We start from the raw sequence: 22942 nt of genomic DNA, 5'->3' as shown, positions 1-22942 counted from the left end.
CTGACCGGGTGAGCCTGCACCCGAGCCACCTGCCGCTCGACCGGACGTACGCCGCTGTCCTGTTCGACCTGGACGGCACCCTGATCGCCTCCATCGGGTCCGTCGAGCGGTCCTGGACACGCCTCGCGCAGGAGTACGAGATCCCGGCCGACCGGTTCGGCGACTTCCACGGCGTCCCGGCGCGTCGGCTGCTCGAGATCCTGATGCCGGACCGTTCGCCGGGGGAGCGTGCACGGGCTCTGCTGCGCATCGAGCAGATCGAGGTCGAGGACACCGCCGGGATCGAGGTCCTGCCGGGTGCCCGTGAGGCGCTCGCCACCGCCATGGCGGTCGGCCGGGGTGCGATCGTGACCTCGGGCAGCCGCAGGCTCGCCCGCGCACGCCTCGGCGCGTCCGGTCTCCCGGTCCCGGACGTCCTCGTGACGGCCGACGACGTCGACGCCGGGAAGCCGGACCCGACGCCCTACCTGCTCGGCGCCGCGCGGCTCGGTCACAGCGCCCAGGACTGCCTCGTCGTGGAGGACGCGACGGCGGGTGTCGCATCGGCCCGGGCTGCTGGCGCGACCACGATCGCGCTGGCCACGACGAGTGCGCCGGGCTCGGTGGCCGGGGACCTCATGGTGGCCGATCTCTCCGCCGTACGTCTGGAGATCGCGCCCGACGGTGTCCGCGTCAGGCTCCGCTGAGGTGTCCGCGACGGTCGCCGGTCCGGTCGGGCATGGCCGAACCGGTGCAGACCGGCACAACCTGATGAGTTCGCCCGAGGCTCGGCGCGCCGTGCGCGCCGAGATGCAGGACCCTGGGAGTGTGCTGCAGTGTCGGGAAGATCTTGGCCCGTTGCAGGGGTCAGCGATCTGCACCGGAACGTCGAGCCGGAGGTAGGGAGGGCGCATGAGCAACGACCGGGCCCGCCGTACCCCGACCGGCAGCATGCTGCGCCTGGTCGGGCCCGCCGACGCCGCCGTGGACGCCGTCCCGGGTGGGGGCACCCACCCCCCGGGCGGGGACGATCCTCCGGAGGGGGGCCCCGACGACGCGGGAGCGAACCTGGCGAGCATCGTGCTGCCCGGCCAGCGGCAGTCGGTCGCGGTAGGTCGGCACTGGGTCGTCGCGGAGGCCGTCGAGCGCGGTGTGACGGGGATGGCGAACCAGGTCGTCGAGCTGCTGTCCAGCGAGCTGTTGGCCAACGCCGTGCTGCACGGCACGACCGGCACGGCCATCGGCGTCCAGATCCGGCACGACGACGTCGTCGTGCGGGTCTCGGTCAGCGACGGCGGCACCACGGAGCCCGTCGTGCTGCACAACGAGCCGACGGCGCCGAACGGCCGGGGGATGGCGATCGTCGAGGCGATGTCGACCCGATGGGGTGTCCAGGCGCACAGCGGCGGTGGCAAGACCGTCTGGTTCGAGCTCGACCTCGCCGACTTCTGACCGTTCCGCCGCGGGACGTTGTGCCCACCGGCGTCGTGCGGGAGCCCGATGACAATGGACCGACCACGACGGACGATCCCGGAGGCCACGCCATGAGCAACGGTGCGCGCCTCCGACGACACCCCGTCCCGGCCCCCCTCGCCTGGCTCCTCGGAGCACTCGTCCTGGCCGCGACGCTCCTCGGCGGTGCGGCACCGTCGTCGGCGAGCACCGCGCCGTCCGCGGCCGGCGGTCCGCCGCGAGCGGTCGCCGACACCACGAGCGCCGCGGACGACGACGCGGACGGCTCCGCGAGCCTCGGCGCGACGGCGGACGTCGTCCTGTTCTGGGGCGACGGCTGTCCGCGGTGCGAGACCGAACGCGAGTGGCTGGCCGACGTGGTGGCTGACCACCCCGATCTGACGGTCACCCAGTACGAGGTCTGGTTCGACACCGACAACCGTGAGCTGTTCACGGCGGCCGGCGACGAACTGGGCTTCACCGCGTCCTCGGTGCCCACCACCATCATCGGCGAGCGGGTCTGGATCGGCTGGACCGACCCGATCGCCGAGGACGTCGCCGAGGCCATCGACCTCGTCACGACGGGTCAGACCGTCCCGCCAGGGGTCTACGGGACCCCGGGTGCCGGGACCTGCTCGCAGGACTCCGCCGAGTGCAGCGCGCAGGACGATGCCGTCACGATCGACGTCCCGCTGGTCGGTGAGGTCTCCCTCGGCGGTCGGTCCCTGCTGCTCTCCACCGTGATCATCGGGTTCGTCGACGGCGTCAACCCGTGCTCGCTGTGGGTCATCTCGGTGCTGCTCACCATCGTCGTGCGGACCGCGTCGCGTCGTCGCGTGGTCGTCATCGGCACGACGTTCCTGGTCGTGACGGCCGCGATGTACGCGCTCTACATGGCCGGCATCTACTCGGCGCTGACGGTCGTCGGCTACATCGGCGCGATCCAGGTGATCGTCGCGGTCGCGGCCGGCGTCTTCGGGCTGGTGAGCGTCAAGGACTACTTCGCCTTCAAGAAGGGGCTGTCCTTCACGATCAAGGACTCGGCCAAGCCGGGGATCTACCGGCGGGTCCGGGAGGCCGCCGGGCAGCGGGCACTGATCCCGGCGTTGGCCGCGACGGTCGTGCTGGGGGTGGCGGTGTCCCTGATCGAGACGCCGTGCACCGCCGGGTTCCCGGTGCTCTGGACCGGCCTGCTCCAGGCCAACGGGGTCGGGTTCGCCGAGGCCGCCGGCCTCTTCGTCGTCTACATGGTCCCGTTCCTGCTCGACGAGATGATCGTCTTCGGCATCGCCGTCGTCACGATGCGAGCCACCAAGATGCAGGAGAAGCACGGGGAGCTGCTCAAGCTCGTCGCCGGGGTCACGATGCTGGCCCTGGCGTCCGCGATGGTCCTCGACCCGGCCCTGATGGAGAACCCGCTGACTGCGCTCGCGCTCTTCCTCGGTGCCTTCGTGCTCGCGGGGGCCATCCATGCGGTGACCACCCGGGTGCGGCGCGACCGTGCGGCGGACGCGGCCACGACCGAGACCTGACCGCCCGACCTGGCGGATCTCGCCGAGCACGCACACCCCAGCACAGTCCCGGCCGACCGATCGGGACGTGACGAGGGGCCCGGCGCACACGGCGCCGGGCCCCTCGTCAGCTCGGCCCTAGGAGCGGCCGTGGCCCCGCTGGATCCGCAGATCACGGTCGACGGACGACGGAGCGACCTGCTCGTTGCCCGTGTAGGTGATCGTCAGGTGGTGCTGCCCGACGGCGAGGTTGCGCGGCAGCCGCACGATCGTGGCTCCCGTGCGTCCGTGGACCAGGAGGCGTGCCGACGCCAGGACGGTGCCGCCCTCGCTGATCTCGACCCGGCCGGACGGGCTCGCGCCCTGGGACCGGACGGTGACCGGGACGTCGACCCGCGCGCCGTACTGCGCCGTGCGTGGCACGTGGGTGGTGATCCTCGACGTGTACCGCGCCGTGACGTCGACCGGGACGACCTCGGAGGACGAGCCCGACCAGGCCGGGTCGTCCGGCTCGAAGACCGCCTGCAGGGCGTGCGCACCGACGGCCAGGGTGACGGTCAGTGCTGCGCTGCCGGCAGTGACCGGTGCCGTGCCGAGGTCCGTCGTGCCGTCGAGGAACCGGACGATGCCGGTGGCCTCGGCCGGTGCGACGGTGGCCGTGAGCTCCTGCTCGGAGCCCTCGGTGAGCGCCCCGTCGACGGCGAGCGTCGTCGTCGTGGTGGTGGCCACCGGAGCGGTCACGTCCACGACCTGCGCCCGCGCGCCGTCGGCGTTCTGCGTGTGCAGGAGCAGCAGCTGACCGTCACCGGTCGTGGCCGTCCGCTGGACCGTGAACGGGGTGCCGGCTGCCCCGAGGTACCACAGCGAGTCCTCGCTGCCCGGGCCACCGTCGAACCAGTACGCCGGAGCGTACGGGTCGGCGGTGAACGGCTCGGCCTCGTCGACGATCCCGGTCGCGGACGGTGCGTACGGCGAGTAGGTCGCCACGAGGAACGTCGGCGTGCTCCCCGGCGCGATGCCGACGGCGTCGAGGTTCATCGGCGCCACCACGACGTCGCTGTCGAAGACAGTGGTGTCGAGGCTCGCCCACAGGCCGTTGACCGGCGCGAGGTCGAGCAGGTCGCCGACGGAGTAGCCGTCCGCCGGCGTGTAGTCGAGCGCGTAGGTCTCGACAGTCGTGAAGTCCAGGTCGGGGCTGTACTTCCACACGTAGGTCTCGAGGTCCCAGATGCCGTCCCCGTCGATGTCCGTGTCGATGATCGGGATGACGTTGTTGCCGAGGCTCGCCCACTGGCCTTCGGTCGCGATGCCGATGCCGAGCGTGCCGTGGCCGTCGACGGCAGGGTCCGCGCCGGCTGCGGCGAGCTGCGGGGCGGTCGAGGCGAACCCGACGTACCGCAGGTCACCGGCTTCGACGGAGGACTCCGACGTCCCCGTCCCGGGCGTCGCGTCGAGCTGTGGGCTCGACGCGACCAGCTCGAACGGAGCGACGAGCGAGGTCCAGCCGCCGGAGTCGACGCCGCGTCCGGCGAGGGTCAGTGGCGTCGTCGTCGTCGCGGCGTCCGCGAAGGCGACGGGCTCGGCCGACAGGTCGCTGACCAGCCGGGGTGCTGCCTGAACCGGGACCCGGAGCTCGGGGCCGTCGGCGGGGGTGAGCACGAGACGACCCGAGATGCTCGTGACGTACTCGCGCGGGACCGGGATGCCCAGGTCGTAGCTCGGGACGGACGTCGGGTCCAGGTCACGGGCCAGGGTGGCCGGGTCGGCGGTCAGCGTCACGGTCACCAGACCGGTTCCGCCGGCCGGCACGGTCAGGCTGGACGGCGTCGTCGTGATCGTCGCACCGCCCGCCGTGGTGGCCGCCGAGAACGCGGTCGCGTAGGTCTGCGGGTCGGTCCCGGTGTTGTGCACCGAGACCGTCCGGTGCTCGACGACCGTCTGGTCGCCGACCGGCACGACGCCGAACGTCACCGACACCAGGTCGGGGTCGTCGGTGGCGAAGGCGATCACGTCGGCCTGCGTGGCGTCCAGCGCGTCCACCCGGCCGGAGCCGACCCGCTCGGGGCCGTAGACGGGACCGGTCTGGCCGAGCTCGCTGAAGACGTCGTGGGTCGCGGTGTTCATCACCGCGGCCTTGAGCTCCGTCGCGGTCCAGCCCGGGTGCGCGGCGGCGACCAGGGCGGCGATGCCCGCGACGTGCGGGGTCGCCATCGAGGTGCCCGACTTGGTGCTGGCGGCGTTGCCGGTGCCCGAGGCGGCGGAGGAGATCAGCGTCCCCGGCGCTGCCACGTCGGGCTTGACGATGCCGAGCGAGCCGTGCACGCCCCGTGAGGAGCCCGAGCTGAGGGTGTCACCCACGCTCGGATCGGTCGCGAAGGCCGCGTTGGCCAGGGACGGTCCGACGTGCGCCACGACGGTGCCGGTCTGGATCGCCGGGAGCAGGGCGTCGGTCGAGGCGGCCGTGAGCTGTGCGCCGGGGATCCCGGCGTTGCCCGCGATCCCGGCGTTGAACACCGGGAGCTCGGAGCCGATCAGGACGCCTACTGCGCCTGCGGCCTGGGCGTTGTTCCAGCGGGTGGCGCTGCCGCACGCGCGGGTGGCGTCGTTGTCGTCCCAGTAGAGCCACGCGATCTTGCCGGCCAGCGCACCGGCGTGCTCGGCGAGCGAGGTGCAGCCGCTCACGGTGTCGCCCAGGAACGCGACGGGTGCCGTGACGTCGGCGGTGCCGGTGTAGTTGACGCTGTTCTGCGCCGCGTGCAGGCCGACGAGTGCAGGTTCGGGTGCCGCGGTGATGTCGACGGCGTCGTACGTCTGCGTGCTCGCGACCGAGTTGGCGACGGTCAGCGCGCTGCGGGCGTTGCCCGGGCTGCCGCCGATGTCGGTGACGTCGCCGGCGTTCCCCGAGGCGATCACCGAGAGCACGCCGAGGTCGGTGAGCTGGTCGATGAAGAGATTCTCCGGGTCGTCCGCTGCGCTCGCGTCGGAGCCGAGCGAGAGGTTGACGATGTCGAGGTGGTCGTTGAAGTCGAAGTCGCCGTTCGGGTCGGCGGCCCACTCGAGGGCGTTGATGACGAGGCCGGTGCTGCCGCCGTTGTCACCGAAGACCTTCAGGGCGTAGATCCCGGCCGCCGGGGCGGTGCCCGGACCGATCTGCCAGTCGGCGATGCTCGTCAGGGTCGTGTGGTCCCCGGTGAAGGTCGTGCCGTCGGGGAGCACGCCGTACCCGGCGGCGCTGCCCGCGACGTGCGTGCCGTGGCCGCCGTTGGGGCCGGTGTCCGGTGCGTCGATCGGGTTGTCGTCCTCGGTCGGGGTCGTGGTCGCACCGGGTGTGGTGGAGGCCGGGTCCGCGTCGTAGCTGAGGCCCGCGAAGTCGTGGCCGCCGAGGTACTTCAGCGGGTCGACGACGCCGTCCGGCACGGGGCCGGTCCCGTCGGTGCCGTACGCCGCGGCGAACGCCTCGGGGGTACCCGGTCCGCCGAAGTCGGCGTGGGTGTAGTCCACCCCGGTGTCGATCACGCCGATCGTGACGCCCTCGCCGGTCTGGCCGGTGGCCGTCCACGCGTCGAGCGCACGGGTGAACACGTCGGTGCCCTTGTTCGCAGGCTCCTTGGGCACGATCAGGTGTACGGCGACCACGGCAGGGTCGGTAGCCAGGGCCCGGATCTTCTCTGCGTCACCGGTGACGACGACGCCCGCGACCAGGTTCGTGGTGACGGCGACCGCCTCGGGGGCCGGGGTGGCGGACCGCGCGGTGCTCTGGTCCGGCACGACCTCCTGCGCGATCTGCTCGATCTCCGCGGCCGCGGCGGCGACGTCGGCCGTATCGCCACCCGCCTCGGCGGTCTGCGTGCCGGACGGCGCGTCGAGCTGGACGAAGGCTGTCACGTCGCCGACGGCCTCGACGAGCGAGGGCGCGACGGTTGCCGCGGCGCCGCTCTCGTCGTCGGTTCCGGGCCGGACCAGGTCCCGACCGTCGACGACCGGCAGCGCCGAGCCGTCCGGCGGTGTGGGCGGCGGGTCCGTGCTCACCGGGGTCGCCGCTGAGGCGGCGCCCAACGTCAGTGGCAAGGCCAGCACGGCGCTGGTGAGGGCTGCGAGGACGGTTCGACGGCTCATGGCGCTCTTCCTCTTGTCGCGACTGGTGGAACGTCCGACGCGCCCACGAGGGCCGCGCACAGGACTGGCACGACAGTGCGCCAGGACCCGCGGCCGCACCCTCGCTGGGACGCACCCTATTAGTGGGTGAAGTCCTGGGTGAAGTCCCTCGTCATGATGAGTCTTGACGGACGTGACCTCGAGATCGGTGGTACCGCCGGTTCGGCGGCGCCTCGACGCCGTCGTCCGCCGGGGACGTGCGCCGTCGTCGACCCCGCGACGCGCGTCCCCGGGCCGACCCCGAGGCGCCACAGCGGGTTCTCAGGGGCGGATCAGGGCGGCCCCTGATGGTGCGCCGGCCGGAGCCACGGGACAGTGGACGACAGGAGCCGCAGACGGCTTCCCCGGCCGGTCGGAGAGCCCGGTCGACGCACCGCCTGTCGAAGGGACGATCGTGAGCATGTACGACCACCACCAGCAGCCTGACCTGGTGCGACCGCGTGACGGCCGGGTGCTCGCGGGGGTGTGCGCCGGGCTGGGCCGTCGATTCGGCCTCGACCCCTGGGCCGCGCGAGCGCTGTTCGTCCTGGTCCTCATGGTGCTGCCGGGCAGCCAGCTGCTGGTCTACCCGATCCTGTGGATCGCGATCCCCAACGAGCAGCCACGGGCCACCTGGATCCCGTCGGCGCAGCCGCCGGCCGCAGCACACTGACGGCACCGGCGCCCGACCGGCACGGGCGCCCGCCGGCCCGCGGCGACCGTCAGGACGCGTGGGGCAGCGCGGCGAGGTCGGAGAGCGGCGCGAACTCGGGAGCCGGGCCACCGAAGAAGCAGCGGCAGGGGCCGTCGAGGTGCACGAACCCGGTGGACGGGCGCGCGGCGCACGGCACGGCCGGGTCGGCCGTTGTCGCGTCGATGCCGTCGATGCCGTCGATCGACCGGGCGAGCATGGGCACGGACGCGTAGGGCTCGCGTGCCTGCGTCGTCGTGAACACCCATCCATGCTGCCCCCCGGACACCTACCGACCTGGCAGATCCGGCCCGGCGTGTCGCATGTCAGCCGCAACCTCACCCGGGACCTCGTGCCCCGTGGACCGGGGATCACGGGCGCGGGCTCACCCGTCCGGCGAGGGCCGCTGCCGCGGTGGCGAGGGCGGCGGCGAGCACGAAGCACGCGAGGAACGCCGCCGTCGGGTGCGTCGTGACGAGGGCCGCGAAGAGCGGGCCGCTGACCGCCAGGACGACGGCGACCGTCAGGGACTCGTTGACCTGCAGGGCCGAGGAGTTGCTGCCCTGGTCGGCCCTGGTCGACAGCCGCAGGGTCAGCAACGAGAGGGTCGGGTAGCACAGGCCCATGCCCAGACCGGCGACGCCCCAGCCGACCAGGCTGATCGCGACGGGTACCGCCGACGACACCGCGAGGGCCGCAAGGGCGATCCCCGCAGCGACCGCGACGCTGCCCGCGCGCAGCACGGTGGCGTCGTGCCACCGGCCCTCGTTGCGCCCACGGAGCCAGGACCCGGTCGACCAGCAGATCGCCGCGACCGTCAGGGCCAGGCCGGCCTGGGCGGGACGCAGGCCCCGCTGCGTGATGAACAGCAGCGGCAGGTAGACCTCGGCACCGAAGAACGCCGCCGCGACGAGCCCGCGCAGCACGATCACGGCCGGCAGGCCGCGGGCGACCCGCAGCGTCCCCGGCGGGAACAGGTGCGGCACCGTCGCGCCGAGCAGGACGAGCCCGAGGCCGACGACCGCCAGGCCGACGCCTCCGCCCTGCTCGCCGCCCCAGTGCAGGGCCATCGCGCCGGCGCCTGCGCCGAGCGCCCGGGCGATGCGGCGGTGCTCGCTGATCGCGGGGGTGGCCGGCGCGGCAGTCGTGTCGGCATCGGCGGCATCAGCGTCGGCGTCGTGCGCAGCTGCCTGCGCGAGGGCGGGCCGCAGCGCGAGCAGCGCGGGCACCGTGAGCAGCGGGATCGCCAGGAAGACCCACCGCCAGCCCAGGTGCTCGGCGATCAGTCCGGCGAGCGCCGGGCCGACCACCGACGGCACGACCCAGGCCGCCGCGAAGGCCGCGAACACCCGGGGCTGGACGTGGTCCGGGAAGACCCGGGCCACCAGGACGTAGAGCGCGACCGAGATCAGGCCGGAGCCCAGTCCCTGGACCAGCCGTCCGGTCACGACGGTTCCCATCCCGGTGGCGGTGCCGGCGATGACCAGGCCGACGACGAACAGGCCGACGCCGGTCAGCAGCGGCCGGGCCGGCCCGCGCCGGTCTGCCCAGCCGCCGGCCGCGACCATGCCGACGATCCCGGATGCGACCGGCGCCGCGAAGGCCATCGCGTACAGGCTCAGTCCGCCGAGCGCATCGACGACCGCGGGCATCGTCGTGGTCACGGCGAGCGACTCGAAGGCGTTGAGCGCGATGAGCGTCAGCATCCCGATCATCACCGACCGGTACGCCGGGGCGAACGGCGAGGTCGCCGGCGCGGGCTTCCGGGCACCGGCGGGCGTTCCGCGCGGCGACGATGCGGACGTCATGGGCCTCCGGTCGGTCGGCACGGTGGGAGCGGCGTCGTCGATCGACGGGGCTCCGCGGAGCGCGGCCAGGGGCGCGCTCCGGCGTGCGGACCGAGTGTGCCGCATACCGCACGACCGGCGCCCGCGCCGGACCTTGTGCCCGGACGGGCGGCTCCAGCGTTGGTCAGACTGGAGGGTGACCAAAATCCTCGTCGACCGCCTGGTGCTGCGCCCGTTCGCGGCCACCGACGCCGACGCGATGTACGGCTATCTCGGCGACCCCGAGGTGCTGCGCTACGAGCCGTACCCGCCCTTCGACCAGCGGCAGTGCGAGCACGAGGCGGTGCGCCGGGTCGAGGACGGCGACTTCTGGGCGGTGTGCCTGCGGCGCAACGATCCGTCCGGTCCCGCAGAGGGTGAGCTCATCGGCAACCTCTGGCTGCACCGGACGGACCCGCTGATGGCCCGGACCTGGGAGCTCGGCTACGTCTTCGGCAAGCAGTGGTGGAACAACGGCTATGCGACCGAGGCCTGCCGGGGGCTGCTCGACCGGGTCTTCTTCGAGCTCGGTGCGCACCGCGTGACGGCCTCCTGCGACCCGCGCAACACGGCGTCCTGGGCGCTGCTCGAGCGGCTCGGCATGCGCCGTGAGGCGCACCACGTGCGTGCCGCGACGTTCCGCTCCGACGACGCCGGGATCCCGTTCTGGCACGACGCGTACGTGTATGCCGTGCTCGAGGAGGAGTGGATCGCGCAGGCCCACCGGTCCTGAGCGGGACCGGCACCGTCTGACGGTCTGTCGTAGCACCGTCTGCCGGTCGCACCACCGGCGTCTGTCGCACCTCTGACGTCTGTCGCAACTCTGTAGTGATACATTGCTACAAGTCCGCTACAAACATCGGAGGGCGCCATGCCGGCCACCACAGTCGTCGTCATCCTGCTGACGGTCGTCGCGATCTCGACGTTCGGTCGCTACGGCCGTCCCGGCCCGCGCTCGCGCGCCGCCCATGCCTGTGCCCGGAAGATCGACCTGGCCCTGGACGACCGGACCGAGCTCGCCGTCGCGGCGCGGCTCGCCCTGCGCGAGCGGGTCGGCGCGGTCGGCGCCCTCGTGGGGTGCTGGATCGTCGCCGGCTGGCTCTACCTCGGCACGGACGTGCTGGACCGGAGCCCGTATCTCCCGATGGTCGTGGTCCTCGGCTTCTTCGGCGGTCACGCGGCCGGGTACGGCGGCGTGGCCTGGTACGAGTCGACCCGGCCGGTGTCGTCGGGCGCGGCGCGGATCGCACGTGCCTCGACGCCGACGCACGGTGACTACGTCGCCCGGCACGAGCGCTACGGCGCATGGGTGGTGGCGGGCGGGTCCGTGCTCCTCGGCCTGGTCGTGGTCGTCGTGGACCGCACGGGGCAGGTCGACCTCGATGCGCTGCCGTGGAGCCTGGTCACCCTCTCGATCGTCGGACCGCCGGTCACCGTGGTCGTCTACGAGCTGCTCGCCGGCCGGCTGCTCCGGCAGCGGCAGGTGGCCACGACCCAGCTCGAGCTCGCCTGGGACGACGCGCTGCGTGCGCGCACCCTGCGCGACATGGTGACCGTCTCGTTGGTCGTCGGCTGCTACGCACCCCTCGCACTGATCGGCACGGTCGGCGACCAGCTCGAGGGTGGCTGGCCCGCCAACCCCGCGGTCGGTGTCGCCGCCGCGCTCTTCCCGCTGGTGACCGTCGGGCTCGTCGCCATGGCGACGATCAGCTACGCGCTCAACCCGGCGCGGCACTTCCGCCGGCGGTTGTGGCCGACGGCGTCCGCCGGGGTGGTGGCAGCCGACGGCGCCGGGCAGCCGGCCCGGTGGCAGGCCGGCCGATGATGCTCGTCGTGGACCCGGCATCGCACGTGCCGCCGTACGAACAGGTGCGCAGCCAGATCGAGGCGCTCGTCGCCGGCGGTGCGCTGCCGGCCGGGCACCGGCTGCCGACCGTGCGCCGGCTCGCCGACGATCTCGGCCTCGCGGCCAACACTGTCGCACGCGCCTATCGCGAGCTCGAGCAGGCCGGGGTCGTCGCGACCCGTGGCCGGCACGGGACGTTCGTCGCGGTACGCGGGTCGGACCGTGAGCGCGAGGCGCGCCTGGCCGCCCAGGCGTATGTCCGAAGGGTCCGGGAGCTCGGGGTCGAGGACGAGCAGGCGCTCGTGCTGATCCGCGGAGCGCTCAGCGCGTGAGTGCTGTCCCGCGGCACCGGCCGGGAGACCACGCTGGGCACGAACCTGCCGGGACGGTTGCCGGTCAGCGGGCGTAACGCCGCACGAAGTTGGCGAGGATCCGGGGTGGTTCGTCGACGACCGCCCCGCTGACCTTCGCGATCACGTGGTCCAGGTCCTCCGGCCGGAAGTACCCGGCGTGCTGGTAGATCTGCACCCGCGCCACGATCCCCGGCACGTCCAGCTCGGGGTGGAACTGGGTCGCGTAGAGGTTGTCCCTGATCCGGAAGGCCTGGACCGGGCACGCCGGTGACGTCGCCAGGACGACGGCGCCCGGCGGCGGTGTCTGCACGGCCTCCTTGTGCCCGACGAACGCGTCGAAGACCGCAGGCATGCCTGCGAACAGCGGGTCCCGGCGTCCGGCGTCGGTCAACGTGACCGGGACCGCCCCGACCGGCTCGCCGTAGGTGCGGTCGACCACGCCGCCCTGGTGCACGCCGAGCGTCCCGACGCCGTAGCAGGCGCCGAGGAACGGGACGTCGCGGGCCACGACCTCGTCGAGCAGGGCCGCGAGCTCGGCCTCGACCCGGAGCTGGACGGTGGACTTCTCGGCGACCGGGTCGCTCGCGTTGAACGGGCTCCCGCCGACGATCACGCCCGAGTACGCGTCGAGGTCGATCGCCGGCAGGGGACCGGCCTCGAGGCGGACGCGGTGCAGCTGGTCACGATCGAGACCACCGAACAGCCGCACGGCCTCGTACTCGCCGAGCGCCGCATCGTCGTCGGACCGGGTGGCCAGGAGCAGGAACGGCTTCACGATCGTGACCCTATGCGCCGCGGGCCGGCGGTGTGCACGGCTCCGTGGCGAGGTGGCCGACGGCCCGCGGGAGGGCCCGGCGCGCGGCGCGGTCGCGGGCCCGGCGAGCAACCCGCACGAGCTCGTTGGCACTGCCCCTGGCGTCGCGGGCCGAATTGCCGTACCGTTGCTCGTGAAGTTGCTGTGCTTGCACGTCTCGAGTGCGCCCGGCCCCTCGGCCAGGCGCATTTTCCTTACCAGGAGCGGACGACGAACACCGCGATTGAACGAACCCGACAAGCGGGTTCGTGCGAATACTCCTGAAGGAGACCCGCCATGGCTACTGGCACCGTGAAGTGGTTCAACGCTGAAAAGGGCTTCGGCTTCATCGCCCCCGACGACGGCGGCGCCGACGTCTTCGCCCACTACTCTGCGATCGCGACGAGCGGCTACCGCTCGCTCGAGGAGAACCAGAAGGTCGAGTTCGAGGTCAAGCAGGGCCCCAAGGGCCCCCAGGCCGACAACATCCGCCCGCTCTGATCTCACGATCAACCGGATCTCTCCGGTGAGCTGAAGCTCACCCACGATCCACTCCGAACGCCCCGGTCCTCGGACCGGGGCGTTCGTGCGTCCGGGCCTGACGGGGCCGGTGGCCGTGAACCCGCGAAAGTCCCGCGCGTCGGGGTGCAAGGAAGGGCCGGACCGCGACACAGTTCCGGTAGGTAGCCGTACGAGACCCGGGAGCAGCCCGTGCGTGACGACGCGTGGTTCGACGGGCTCTTCCGCGCGCACTCGACAGCGGTGTACAGGTACTTCGCACGCCGAGCCGCCCTCGACGACGCCCAGGACCTCACCGCCGACGTCCTGGCGACCGCGTGGCGACGCCGCGAGGACGTGCCGGAGGGTGCCGAGCTGCCGTGGCTCTACCGCACCGCCGGGTACGTGCTGGCCAACCATCGGCGCAAGGGCCGGCCCGTCCCGGTCGAGGTCGTGCCCGACGAGCCGGACGACGCCGACCCGGCCGACCTCACGCTCGCCGACGAGGAGGTGCGCGGCGTGCTCGCGGCGCTCTCGCCGCGCGATCGCCGGATCCTGCTCCTGCACGCCTGGGAGGGTCTGGACGGCGACCAGCTCGCCGCTGCGCTCGGCATCAGCCGTGGTGGCGCGGACGCGGCCTTGTCCCGCGCGCGGGCCCGGCTGCGACAGGTGTGGGCCGAGCGGGACGCCGTCGGCGACGTGCCCGGTGCAAGCAACGCGGCCGGTGCGACACAGGCACGGTGAGGACCTGCACCGCAGGTCGGGCCCAGGAGGTCACCGTGAACGAGAACTTCCCCGACGAGCCGACGAGCGACGCCAGGATCCCTGCGACGTCCGACGACGCGCTCGTGGCACGCCTGCGTGCCGCTGACCCCGCCGCGACGGTCGAGCCGGATGCCACGGTGCTCCGCGCGATCGTCGAGGCGCGTCGCGCCCAGCCCGGCGACGCCCCGGCCCTCGCAGCCACCGACGAGCTCGCCGCCGCTCGCGCCCGACGCTGGACCACCTGGCCCGCACGGGTCGCGGCCGTCGCCGCCGCCGCCCTGGTGATCGGCGGTGGCGGTGGCTACGCGATCGGTGCCGCCAGTGGTGACGAGGAGCCCCTCGCGACCGGCGCCGGCCGGGAGATCACGCTCGACTCCGGCACGGGTTCGTCGGCCGTCGCGCCGGACGTCGCCGGGCCGGGCAGCGCGCCCGAGGCGGCGATGGGCGAGTCCAGCCGCGTCGCCAGCGACATGTACTGGCCCGGCTACAGCGGCCGGACGATCTTCACGGCATCGGGCCTGTCCGACGCCGGGGGCACCGCGCAGGCGTGGGCCCTCGACCCGGCGCAGGTGTTCACCGAGCAGTCGGTGACCGCGGCTGCGGCGGCGCTCGGGGTCGCCGGGACACCGACGTTCCAGGACGGCTACTGGCTCGTCGGGCCGACGGACGGCAGCGGGCCGAACATCAGCCTGTACCCGGACGGCGCGGCCTCCCTGAGCTACTACGACCCGGGCAAGGACCCGTGGACCTGCGTCGCCACGCTCGAGGAGAGCGCGACCAAGGGCGACGCGGCGCAGGGCAGCGGGACGGACGACGCGGCGACGACGCTCGAGCAGAGCGCCGACCCGTCGATCGGGATCGTCGCGCCGGAGCCCGACCCGTGCACCCAGCGGGACGTCGGTCCGGCGCCGGCGGCCGATGCCGCCCAGGCCCAGCTGTCCGACGTGCTGACCGCCCTCGGGATCGACGTCGCCGGCTACGAGCTGGTCGCGGAGAACTGGGGTGACGCGAGTTGGGTCTATGTCACGGCGTACCAGGTGATCGACGGGCAGCGCACCGGTGTCACGTGGAGCGGATCCTTCACCGGCGCCGGCCTGCAGTCCCTGTACGGGTCGCTCGCCCCGGCCGTGTCGCTCGGCGAGTACGAGGTCATCAGCCCGGCAGCCGCCGTCGCGCGGTTCGCCGACCCGCGGTTCGGGTCCGGCTGGGGAGGGCCCATCGCCTACGCGGCGGGCGCAGAGCCCGCCGGTGACCTGGCGGCGACGTCGGAGATGCCCGTCGAGCCCACCCTGCCTGCGACGGTGACGCCGGGCAGCGCGATCAGCTGGCCGGTCGACGAGGTCACCATCGTCGAGGCTCGGCTCGGCCTCGCGATGCACACCCAGGCTGACGGCGCGACGCTGCTGCTCCCGACGTACGAGCTCGTCTCCGCGGACGGCGGGATCTGGTCGATGCTCGCCGTGGCCGATGCCCACCTCGACTTCTCCTCGGGGCGCTGAGCCGTGGACCGACCGGTCGCGGAGTCACGAGCCCAGCGCCACGTCCGTCAGCCTGACCGGCTCGACCGTGAGCTGAGAAGGATGGCCCTGCTCCACCGCAGGGCGATCCTCCTGGCCCACCGCAAGGCGCGGGTCGTGCAACCGCGCGGCATCTGACGCACGAGATCCGCGGCATCTGACGCACGAGATATCGGACCCGACAGCAGACAGGTCGGCGCCGGCCCACGGGGCCCGCGCCGACCTGTTTGTGATGATCTGGGTGGGTCGCGGCCGTGTTGAGTGCGGCGCAGGAGCCCCGGGTGCGGCAGGCTGTGACCATGCGGACCCGGGTCGAGCAGCGTAGGTTCGGTGCCGCACGATGGCGTCGCACCGAGCGCAGCCCGTCGGGCGACCGGGTGGGCGCCGTAGCTGGGGAGTGTGCGCGTGGACGAGCGTGATGTGTGGGACGCGACGGTCGCCGGCGAGACCGCAGCGGCCCGGTCCGTCGACGGCGAGGAGCGCCCGCTGACGCGACGCGAGCTCCGCGAACGCCGGACCGGGACCGGCCAGTGGGCCGAGCCGGCCGACCGTCCGGACGAGCACGCTCTGGCTGACGAGCGGGCCCTGGCTGACGAGCGGGCCCTGGCCGACGAGCAGGCGCTGGCCGACGAGCAGGCGCTCGCGGAGGAGCATGCCCTGGCCGACGAGCAGGCGCTCGCGGACGAGCACGTCGAGCCGACCGCCGATGCCTGGGGCCTCGCCGTCGACTGGTCGCTGCACAACGAGCTGCCCCGTCAGCTCCCGCCTGAGCCCGAGGTGGACGACGTCCGGTGGGATCCCGTCGTGGTGGCCGACGGTGCACCCGCGCGGATCCCGGTGGCGGGGCGCTGGCCCGCGGTCGAGGGAGCACCTGCCCCGTCCGGCTGGGGCGAGCCGGTGACGAGAGCGCAGCCCGCCGGCGACGCCGGCCCGGCCGACCACCCGCCGGACACGCCCACGGGGGGGACGACCGAGTGGTTCGACGAGATGTCCGGCGAGCGCACCACGCACGAACCGGCAACGGTGCCGGGCGCGACGACGGACGGATCCGTGCAGCAGCCGTGGTCGGCCGCGCCGGCCGGCCCGCCGGTGTCCTTCCCGCTGGTCATCGGGACCGTCGGCCCGGCGTCCGCCGGCGCAGGGCAGCTGCCGACCCTGAACGATCTGCTCGCCGCCCGGCCCGCGCCACCGGAGGGTCCGGCCGAGCTCGGTTGGCAGAGCACGCTGCGCCGGATGACCGGTGGGCTCCTCGCCCCCGGCCCGGGCCGGGCCGAGCAGCGGCACCGGGTGGCCGTCGGGTCGGTGCAGCGCAGCCTTGCCGGACCCAAGACGATCGTGGTGATCAACCCGAAGGGCGGCGCGCACAAGACGACTGCCACGCTGCTGATCGCGGCGACCTTCGGCCTGCACCGCGGCGGGTACACGCTCGCCTGGGACAACAACGAGACCCGTGGGACGCTGGGCTGGCGGTCGCACCAGTCGCGCCACCACAACACTGCCGTCAACCTGCTGCAGGATCTGGACCGCTTCACGGACCCCGGGTCGGCACGGGTCGGCGACCTGGACAACTACGTGCGCTCGCAGGGCTCCGCACAGTTCGACGTGCTCGCATCGGACGAGGACGCTGCGTCGGCCGCCTCGATCGACGACTTCGCGTTCCGGGCGCTGCACCGGACGCTGTCGCGCTTCTACCGGGTCATGGTCATCGACACCGGCAACAACATGCGCGCCTCGAACTGGCAGGCCGCCATCACGGCCGCCGACCAGGTCGTGATCGTCTCGACGGTTCGCGAGGACACTGCGCAGTCGGCGGCCTGGGCGGTCGACGCCCTGCGCGCAACGGGCCATGAGGACGTCGTCCGGCGTGCGGTGACAGTGCTCTCCGCTCCTGCGCCGAAGCGCGACGACAAGCTCGCGCAGCGGCTGCACGAGCACTTCGGCAGGCTGACCCGGACGGTGCTCGACGTGCCGTACGACCCGTCGCTGGTCGCCGGCAGCCCGCTCGAGTACGAGGCGCTCGCCGACACCACCCGCGAGGCGTGGCTGACGGTCACGGCTGCCGTCGCCGAGGGTCTCTGACCGCTCTGCCCTCACCTGCCCTCACCTGCCCTCACCCGCCCTCCGTGGTCGGGCATGATGGGCCCGTGCCGGACCTCACCCGCAGCCAGCCGGTCGTGGCCGTCCGGGCGGCGACCGTCGATGACGCCGCGGCCGTCGCGGCGCTCGTCCACTCGGCCTACCGGGCCGAGGAGAGCCGCTCGGGCTGGACGACGGAGGCTGATCTGCTCGGCGGCCAGCGCGTCGACGCCGCCATGGTCCGCGACCTCCTCGGTCGGTCGGGGAGTGTCGTCCTGCTCGCCCGGCACGCCGAGACCCCCGGCCTGCAGGGTCGGGCCGTCGACGGTCCGGACGGTGCCGTGGCCGACGAGCCCGACGGTGCGCCGAGCGCGCCGATCCTCGCCTGCTGCCACCTCGAGCGGCGGGAGTCGGGCGCGTACCTCGGCATGCTCGCGGTCCGCCCCGGTCTGCAGGGCCGCGGGATCGGTCGGACGGTCCTCGATGCGGCCCAGTCGTGGGCGGACGTGACCTGGGGAGGGTCCGAGCTCGAGATCACCGTCCTGGCCCAGCGCCCCGAGCTGATCGCCTGGTACGAGCGACGGGGTTTCGTGCTCACCGGTGAGCGGTACGACTTCCCCTACGGCGACGAGCGCTACGGCGTCCCGCACCGGGCCGACCTGGTCCTGCTCGCCATGCGCCGATCGACGGTGCCTCCGACGACCTGACCCCCGGCGCCACCGGCTCAGTTCTCCAGGACTCTCCGGCTGGTTCCGCGGGACCAGAGGCTCCAGGATGGAGCCATGAGCGACGCCGACCGTGAGCCACCCGTCAACCCCGTCCCGAGCCAGCATGCAGGTCCGTTCGTCGAGGCACCGCGAACCGCTGTCGTCACCGGAGCCGGCCGGGGCATCGGCCGGGGCCTGGCCATCGGGTTGGCCGCGAACGGCTATCAGCTCGCCCTGGTGGGGCGCACCCGGAGCCACCTGGACGCGGTCGCCGCGGAGATCGCCGCCCGCGCCCGCGACGCGGCCGGGCCGACGCCCAGGACGCTGGTGGTGGCCGTCGACGTCACGGACGGCCCGGGTGTGCGGGCGGCGGTCGAGGAGATCGAGTCGGGACTCGAGCCGGCCGGCGGTGTCGGTCTGCTGGTGAACAACGCCGGCGTGGTCGAGCAGCGCGAGGTGCCGTTCGCGCAGGACGACGTCGAGGACTCCTGGCGGGTGATCGAGACCAACGTGCGGGGTCCGATGCTGGTCAGCCGCGCCCTGCTGCCCGGGATGCTCGCCCGTGGCGGAGGGCGGATCGTGAACATCAACTCCGGCGCCGGCCATCGGGGGATGCCCGGCTACACGGGGTACGCGATCAGCAAGGGCGCCCTGTTCCGCCTGACGACCCTGCTCGACACCCAGTACCGCGACGAGGGTCTGCGGGTGTTCGACCTCGCACCCGGCGTCGTCGCCACCGACATGACCGCCACCATGCCCACGCACGGCGACCGGACCGAGTGGACCCCGGCCGAGGCGAGCCTCGAGCTGCTCCTGGCCATCGGCGACGGCACCCTGGACGCACTGTCGGGGCGGTACCTGCGGGCGGGCAGCGACACCGTCGCCGAGCTCGCCGCCCGTGCGTACGACATCATCGTCAACGACGCCCGGACCCTGCGCATGGTGCCCTACGGCCCCACGGACCCGCTGCACGCCTGACCGGCGCGGTCCCCCCAGCGCCTGCACCGGGCGGAGACACGGACGCGCCCGGCCGCAGGGCGATCTGCGACCGGGCGCGACGTCGGTGGGTCAGCGGCCGAACCAGGCACTGACCTGGTCGGCGATGGCCTTCTCGAACAGGTCGTCGTCATGCCGGGTGCGCAGCCACTCGGCGAAGCTGCCACCGGCAGCAGCGTCGAGCTCGCGGCGGCACGCGGCGGTGTCGGTGACCGCGCGGTAGAGCATCTCCTCGGCCTCCGCGGGCGTCCGGAAGATGAACGGGTACCCCGCAGGCAGGATCGCGTGCACCCACGGGCGGTCCGGGAAGATGCCGACGGCGCCGGCGACCAGGGCCTCGATGTACTCCAGGCCGTAGGACTCCTCGGTGGCGGTCGCGAGGAACGCCGTCGTGCGCGCGAGCGCCTCCCAGTAGCTGTCCCGGCTCGCCGTCAGCGGACCGACCCAGGACCAGTCGTGCCGGGAGAGGCCCATCGCCTTCTCGGAGATCAGGTGCGACTCGTGCAGCCTGGCCTCCACCTTGATCGGCGTGCGCCTGACCACGCGCTCGACCACGTCGAGGAACAGCTGTGGCTGCTTGCGCTCCGACAGGTAGATCGCCGGGTAGAGCACCACGGGGACGGACGGCTCCTGACGGGGCTGCACGTGCTCGAGGCGGATGCCGAGGTTCACCCAGGCGATCTGGGCCTTCTCGGCGAGCGACTGGATGGTCCACGCCGAGACGATCTCGCGGACCTCGCTCGCGGTGCGCGCCGAGTTCGCGAAGGTCGGGAACAGGGCACAGGACAGCGCGAGGGCGGTCCGCTGCACCGTGTGGGTGAACTGCGAGGTGTTCCACCACACGAAGTTCATCAGGTGCGGCTCGTCGCAGCCGGCCTTGAGCGTCTGCCAGACGCCGACCGAGTCGATGACGTCCATGTTGATCACGACCGTCGTCGCACCGTCGACGAACTCGAGCGGGATCATCTCGAACCCGGCGCACTGCCGGGCGCCGGGCCCGATCAGCAGCGCGCCCGGGAAGACCCGGAGCAGCCGCCGGACCAGGGTGGCGCCGGCGTCGTGCTCCGTGACATGACCATCGGCATCAACGTGTGCTGCCGCGTACCGCACTGCGACCTTCATCGCTCGTCACCTGCTCCCGTCTCGACAAGCTCGGATGTGCGGTTCCTGGCTCGGGTCGCGGCGGCTCCCGCCGTCGCGCCGGATGCGGCCGGGTGCTCGGCATCGGTCTGCCGGGCACTGTCCGGTCGGCTGAGACCGGCGCGTCCGCTGTCGGCGTCGTCCGGGCCGTGGCCCTCGTCCGCCGGCTCGTCGTCGTCGGTGAGCGTCGTCTTGATCCGCATCCCGTAGAACGACCGGTGCACGAAGTACGTCATGACCAGGAAGAACACGGCCGCGAGGCACAGGACCAGGACGTGCTGGCCCTGGGCGTTGAGGCTGACCGCGAGCTCGACGGCGAGCAGGCCGAAGAGCGTCGTGAACTTGATCACCGGGTTGAGCGCGACGGACGAGGTGTCCTTGTACGGGTCACCGACGGTGTCGCCGACGATGGTCGCCTCGTGCAGCGCGGTGCCCTTGGCGTTCAGGTCGACCTCGACGATCTTCTTGGCGTTGTCCCAGGCGCCGCCCGCGTTGGCCATGAAGTTCGCCTGGTAGAGGCCGAACACCGCGATCGAGATCAGGTAGCCGATGAAGAAGTACGGCTCGACGAACGCGAAGGCGAGGGTTGCGAAGAACACCCCGAGGAACATGTTGATCATGCCCTGCTGGGCGTACTGGGTGCAGATCTCGACGACCCGGCGCGAGTCGGCCTCGCTGGCCTTCGTCGCACCGTCGAGGCGGATCGTGTTCTTGATGAACTCCACGGCGCGGTAGGCACCCGTGGTGACGGCCTGGATCGAGGCGCCGGTGAACCAGTAGATGATCGCGCCGCCGGTGATCAGGCCGAGCAGGAAGGGCGGGTGCAGCAGGGAGAGGTTCTCCAGCCCCGTGGTCAGGCCCTCGGTGAGGCTCATGATGATCGAGAAGATCATCGTGGTGGCACCGACGACGGCAGTCCCGATGAGCACCGGCTTGGCGGTCGCCTTGAAGGTGTTGCCGGCGCCGTCGTTCTCCTCGAGCATCGTCTTGGCCTTGTCCCACTGGACGTCGATGCCGTGCTCGCGCCTGAGCTCCTCGTCGATGCCGTCGACGTCTTCGATCAACGACAGCTCGTAGATGCTCTGGGCGTTGTCGGTGACCGGGCCGTAGGAGTCGACGGCGATGGTCACCGGGCCCATGCCGAGGAAGCCGAAGGCGACCAGGCCGAAGGCGAACACGGCGGGGGCGATCATGAGGGAGTCGAGGCCCTGCTCGCTGAGCAGGAAAGCGCCGCCCATGAGGCTGACGATCGCGATGCCGAGCCAGAAGGCCGCGAAGTTGCCCGCGACCAGGCCGGACAGGATGTTGAGCGAGGCCCCGCCCTGCCGCGAGCTCTTGACGACCTCACGGACGTGCTTGCTCTTGGTCGACGTGAACGCCTTGACCAGCTCGGGGATCAGGGCGCCGGCGATCGTGCCGAAGGAGATGATCGTGGAGAGCTTCCACCAGATGCCGTCGGTGGTGGACTCGCCGAGGACGAAGTACGTCGTGACGAAGGTCGCCGCGATGCAGACGGCCGAGGTGATCCACACCAGCGAGCTGAGCGGCGCCTCGAAGTCGAACCGCTCGGCCTTGGCGTAGCGGGCGCGCGCCCAGGCGTCGTTGACGAGGTAGGACACCCCCGAGGCGATGACCATGACGGACCGGACGACGAAGAGCCACACGAGCAGGTTCGCCTGCATCGTCGCGTCGTTGACGCCGAGCAGGATGAACGTGATGAGCGCGACGCCGGTGACGCCGTAGGTCTCGAAGCCGTCGGCGCTGGGGCCGACCGAGTCGCCGGCGTTGTCACCGGTGCAGTCCGCGATGACACCGGGGTTGCGGGCGTCGTCCTCCTTGATCTTGAACGCGATCTTCATGAGGTCGGCGCCGATGTCGGCGATCTTGGTGAAGATGCCGCCGGCGATCCGCAGTGCGGCGGCGCCGAGGGACTCGCCGATGGCGAAGCCGATGAAGCACGCACCGGCGATGTCCCGCGGCAGGAACAGCAGGATGACGAGCATCATGACCAGCTCGAGGCTGATCAGGACCATGCCGATCGACATGCCGGACTTCATCGGGATGCGGTGCATCGGCAGCGGACGCCCGGCCAGCGAGGCGAACGCGACGCGCGAGTTGGCGAAGGTGTTGACCCGGATGCCGAACCAGGCGACCGAGTACGAGCCGGCCATGCCGATGAGGCTGAACGCGATGACGATCGCGACCTTGCCCCACGGGAAGCCGACGAGGACGCCGTAGTAGACGACGATGATCGTCGCGATGAACACCCACAGCACGAGCAGGAAGCGGCCCTGCTGGATGAGGTACGCCTTGCAGGTCGAGTAGATGAGCTCGGAGACCTCGCGCATCGACGGGTGCACCGGCATCCGGCGGAGCTGGACGTAGGTGATCAGGCCGAAGCCGAGCCCGAGCGCGCACACCAGGAGGCCGATGAGCAGCAGGCTACGGCCGGAGCCGCCGCCCACGACGGTCACCGTGCCGAGGTCGGGCAGGGCGAGGTTCGCCTCACCGCCACCGACGGTGCTCTCACCGTTCTCCGACGATGCGGAGCAGCCGGCGAGCGCGAGCACCGCAGCACCCACGAGACCGGTCGCGCGCAGCACGGCGGACGTCCGCCGTCGGCGTCCCGGGGGCTGCGGACCGTCGCCGGCGCTGAGG

Annotated in this window: 19 protein-coding genes; 13 read left to right on the top strand and 6 right to left on the bottom strand. The window is 72.5% G+C overall.

Annotated features, from left to right (window positions below):
- Positions 1-8 precede the first annotated feature (8 nt).
- The 3 genes from K415_RS0103800 (at position 9) to K415_RS0103790 (ending at position 2963) form a co-directional block, all read left to right on the top strand.
- On the top strand, positions 9-686 hold the full coding sequence (locus K415_RS0103800) for an HAD-IA family hydrolase (protein ID WP_197024654.1): 678 nt from the start codon (positions 9-11) through the stop codon (positions 684-686).
- 205 nt (positions 687-891) lie between these two features.
- A complete protein-coding gene (locus K415_RS0103795; RefSeq protein WP_024285779.1) occupies positions 892-1431 on the top strand; it encodes an ATP-binding protein in 540 nt (179 codons plus the stop codon).
- Between the two features lie 92 nt (positions 1432-1523).
- Positions 1524-2963, top strand: a complete 1440-nt coding sequence (locus tag K415_RS0103790; protein ID WP_024285778.1) for a hypothetical protein — start codon at positions 1524-1526, stop codon at positions 2961-2963.
- 117 nt (positions 2964-3080) lie between these two features.
- Here the strand turns inward: K415_RS0103790 and K415_RS0103785 are convergent, their stop codons facing one another.
- A complete protein-coding gene (locus tag K415_RS0103785) occupies positions 3081-7058 on the bottom strand; it encodes a S8 family serine peptidase (protein WP_024285777.1) in 3978 nt (1325 codons plus the stop codon).
- Positions 7059-7497: 439 nt separating this feature from the next.
- Here K415_RS0103785 and K415_RS0103780 point away from each other — a divergent pair, with 439 nt between their 5' ends.
- A complete protein-coding gene (locus K415_RS0103780) occupies positions 7498-7749 on the top strand; it encodes a PspC domain-containing protein (RefSeq protein ID WP_051480379.1) in 252 nt (83 codons plus the stop codon).
- 49 nt (positions 7750-7798) lie between these two features.
- Here the strand turns inward: K415_RS0103780 and K415_RS0103775 are convergent, their stop codons facing one another.
- Together K415_RS0103775 and K415_RS0103770 are read right to left on the bottom strand one after the other, a co-directional pair.
- On the bottom strand, positions 7799-8032 hold the full coding sequence (locus K415_RS0103775) for a hypothetical protein (RefSeq protein WP_024285775.1): 234 nt from the start codon (positions 8030-8032) through the stop codon (positions 7799-7801).
- Positions 8033-8138: 106 nt separating this feature from the next.
- Positions 8139-9575, bottom strand: a complete 1437-nt coding sequence (locus tag K415_RS0103770; protein WP_029663089.1) for an MFS transporter — start codon at positions 9573-9575, stop codon at positions 8139-8141.
- Positions 9576-9750: 175 nt separating this feature from the next.
- On the opposite strand from K415_RS0103770, the gene K415_RS0103765 reads away from it, so the two are divergent.
- The 3 genes from K415_RS0103765 to K415_RS0103755 all read left to right on the top strand — a co-directional run bounded on the left by K415_RS0103765 (position 9751) and on the right by K415_RS0103755 (position 11771).
- A complete protein-coding gene (locus K415_RS0103765; RefSeq protein WP_029663088.1) occupies positions 9751-10326 on the top strand; it encodes a GNAT family N-acetyltransferase in 576 nt (191 codons plus the stop codon).
- Between the two features lie 138 nt (positions 10327-10464).
- On the top strand, positions 10465-11418 hold the full coding sequence (locus K415_RS0103760) for a hypothetical protein (protein WP_024285772.1): 954 nt from the start codon (positions 10465-10467) through the stop codon (positions 11416-11418).
- Positions 11418-11771 carry a GntR family transcriptional regulator gene (locus tag K415_RS0103755; RefSeq protein WP_155859561.1) on the top strand — a complete coding sequence of 118 codons (354 nt, stop codon included), beginning with the start codon at positions 11418-11420 and terminating at the stop codon, positions 11769-11771. Before K415_RS0103760 ends, K415_RS0103755 begins: the two co-directional genes overlap by 1 nt.
- A 64-nt stretch (positions 11772-11835) precedes the next feature.
- Here K415_RS0103755 and K415_RS0103750 read toward each other — a convergent pair whose 3' ends face one another.
- Positions 11836-12567 carry a glutamine amidotransferase gene (locus tag K415_RS0103750; protein WP_024285770.1) on the bottom strand — a complete coding sequence of 244 codons (732 nt, stop codon included), beginning with the start codon at positions 12565-12567 and terminating at the stop codon, positions 11836-11838.
- Positions 12568-12882: 315 nt separating this feature from the next.
- Here K415_RS0103750 and K415_RS0103745 point away from each other — a divergent pair, with 315 nt between their 5' ends.
- The 6 genes from K415_RS0103745 (at position 12883) to K415_RS0103715 (ending at position 19126) form a co-directional block, all read left to right on the top strand.
- On the top strand, positions 12883-13086 hold the full coding sequence (locus K415_RS0103745) for a cold-shock protein (protein WP_024285769.1): 204 nt from the start codon (positions 12883-12885) through the stop codon (positions 13084-13086).
- A gap of 210 nt (positions 13087-13296) precedes the next feature.
- The gene (locus K415_RS0103740; RefSeq protein WP_024285768.1) at positions 13297-13827 is read left to right on the top strand and encodes an RNA polymerase sigma factor; all 531 of its coding nucleotides are present in this window, start codon (positions 13297-13299) and stop codon (positions 13825-13827) included.
- 35 nt (positions 13828-13862) lie between these two features.
- The gene (locus tag K415_RS0103735; RefSeq protein ID WP_155859349.1) at positions 13863-15347 is read left to right on the top strand and encodes a hypothetical protein; all 1485 of its coding nucleotides are present in this window, start codon (positions 13863-13865) and stop codon (positions 15345-15347) included.
- A 423-nt stretch (positions 15348-15770) separates the two neighbouring features.
- On the top strand, positions 15771-17444 hold the full coding sequence (locus K415_RS24170; RefSeq protein WP_197024652.1) for a chromosome partitioning protein: 1674 nt from the start codon (positions 15771-15773) through the stop codon (positions 17442-17444).
- A 65-nt stretch (positions 17445-17509) separates the two neighbouring features.
- Positions 17510-18148, top strand: a complete 639-nt coding sequence (locus K415_RS0103720) for an N-acetyltransferase (RefSeq protein WP_024285765.1) — start codon at positions 17510-17512, stop codon at positions 18146-18148.
- A gap of 75 nt (positions 18149-18223) precedes the next feature.
- On the top strand, positions 18224-19126 hold the full coding sequence (locus K415_RS0103715; RefSeq protein ID WP_024285764.1) for an SDR family oxidoreductase: 903 nt from the start codon (positions 18224-18226) through the stop codon (positions 19124-19126).
- Between the two features lie 90 nt (positions 19127-19216).
- On the opposite strand, the gene K415_RS0103710 is transcribed toward K415_RS0103715, so the two are convergent.
- A complete protein-coding gene (locus tag K415_RS0103710) occupies positions 19217-20266 on the bottom strand; it encodes a glycosyltransferase (protein WP_024285763.1) in 1050 nt (349 codons plus the stop codon).
- Complete coding sequence (locus K415_RS0103705; RefSeq protein ID WP_024285762.1) at positions 20263-22887, bottom strand: sodium-translocating pyrophosphatase; 2625 nt, start codon at positions 22885-22887, stop codon at positions 20263-20265. The genes K415_RS0103710 and K415_RS0103705 overlap by 4 nt, the downstream gene beginning before the upstream one ends.
- Positions 22888-22942: the final 55 nt, after the last annotated feature.

Origin of the sequence: Cellulomonas sp. KRMCY2, from assembly GCF_000526515.1 — a bacterium.
Lineage (GTDB): Bacteria > Actinomycetota > Actinomycetes > Actinomycetales > Cellulomonadaceae > Actinotalea.
This window is presented reverse-complemented; position numbering and strand designations above follow the sequence as displayed.

Excerpts from the sequence above, each read along its gene's own strand:
- K415_RS0103755 (WP_155859561.1), top strand. The coding sequence starts at position 11,418 with ATGCTCGTCGTGGACCCGGCATCGCACGTGCCGCCGTACGAACAGGTG.
- K415_RS0103745 (WP_024285769.1), top strand. The coding sequence starts at position 12,883 with ATGGCTACTGGCACCGTGAAGTGGTTCAACGCTGAAAAGGGCTTCGGC.
- K415_RS0103770 (WP_029663089.1), bottom strand. The coding sequence starts at position 9,575 with ATGACGTCCGCATCGTCGCCGCGCGGAACGCCCGCCGGTGCCCGGAAG.
- K415_RS0103785 (WP_024285777.1), bottom strand. The coding sequence starts at position 7,058 with ATGAGCCGTCGAACCGTCCTCGCAGCCCTCACCAGCGCCGTGCTGGCC.
- K415_RS0103790 (WP_024285778.1), top strand. The coding sequence starts at position 1,524 with ATGAGCAACGGTGCGCGCCTCCGACGACACCCCGTCCCGGCCCCCCTC.
- K415_RS0103710 (WP_024285763.1), bottom strand. The coding sequence starts at position 20,266 with ATGAAGGTCGCAGTGCGGTACGCGGCAGCACACGTTGATGCCGATGGT.
- K415_RS0103760 (WP_024285772.1), top strand. The coding sequence starts at position 10,465 with ATGCCGGCCACCACAGTCGTCGTCATCCTGCTGACGGTCGTCGCGATC.
- K415_RS0103715 (WP_024285764.1), top strand. The coding sequence starts at position 18,224 with ATGAGCGACGCCGACCGTGAGCCACCCGTCAACCCCGTCCCGAGCCAG.
- K415_RS0103780 (WP_051480379.1), top strand. The coding sequence starts at position 7,498 with ATGTACGACCACCACCAGCAGCCTGACCTGGTGCGACCGCGTGACGGC.
- K415_RS0103795 (WP_024285779.1), top strand. The coding sequence starts at position 892 with ATGAGCAACGACCGGGCCCGCCGTACCCCGACCGGCAGCATGCTGCGC.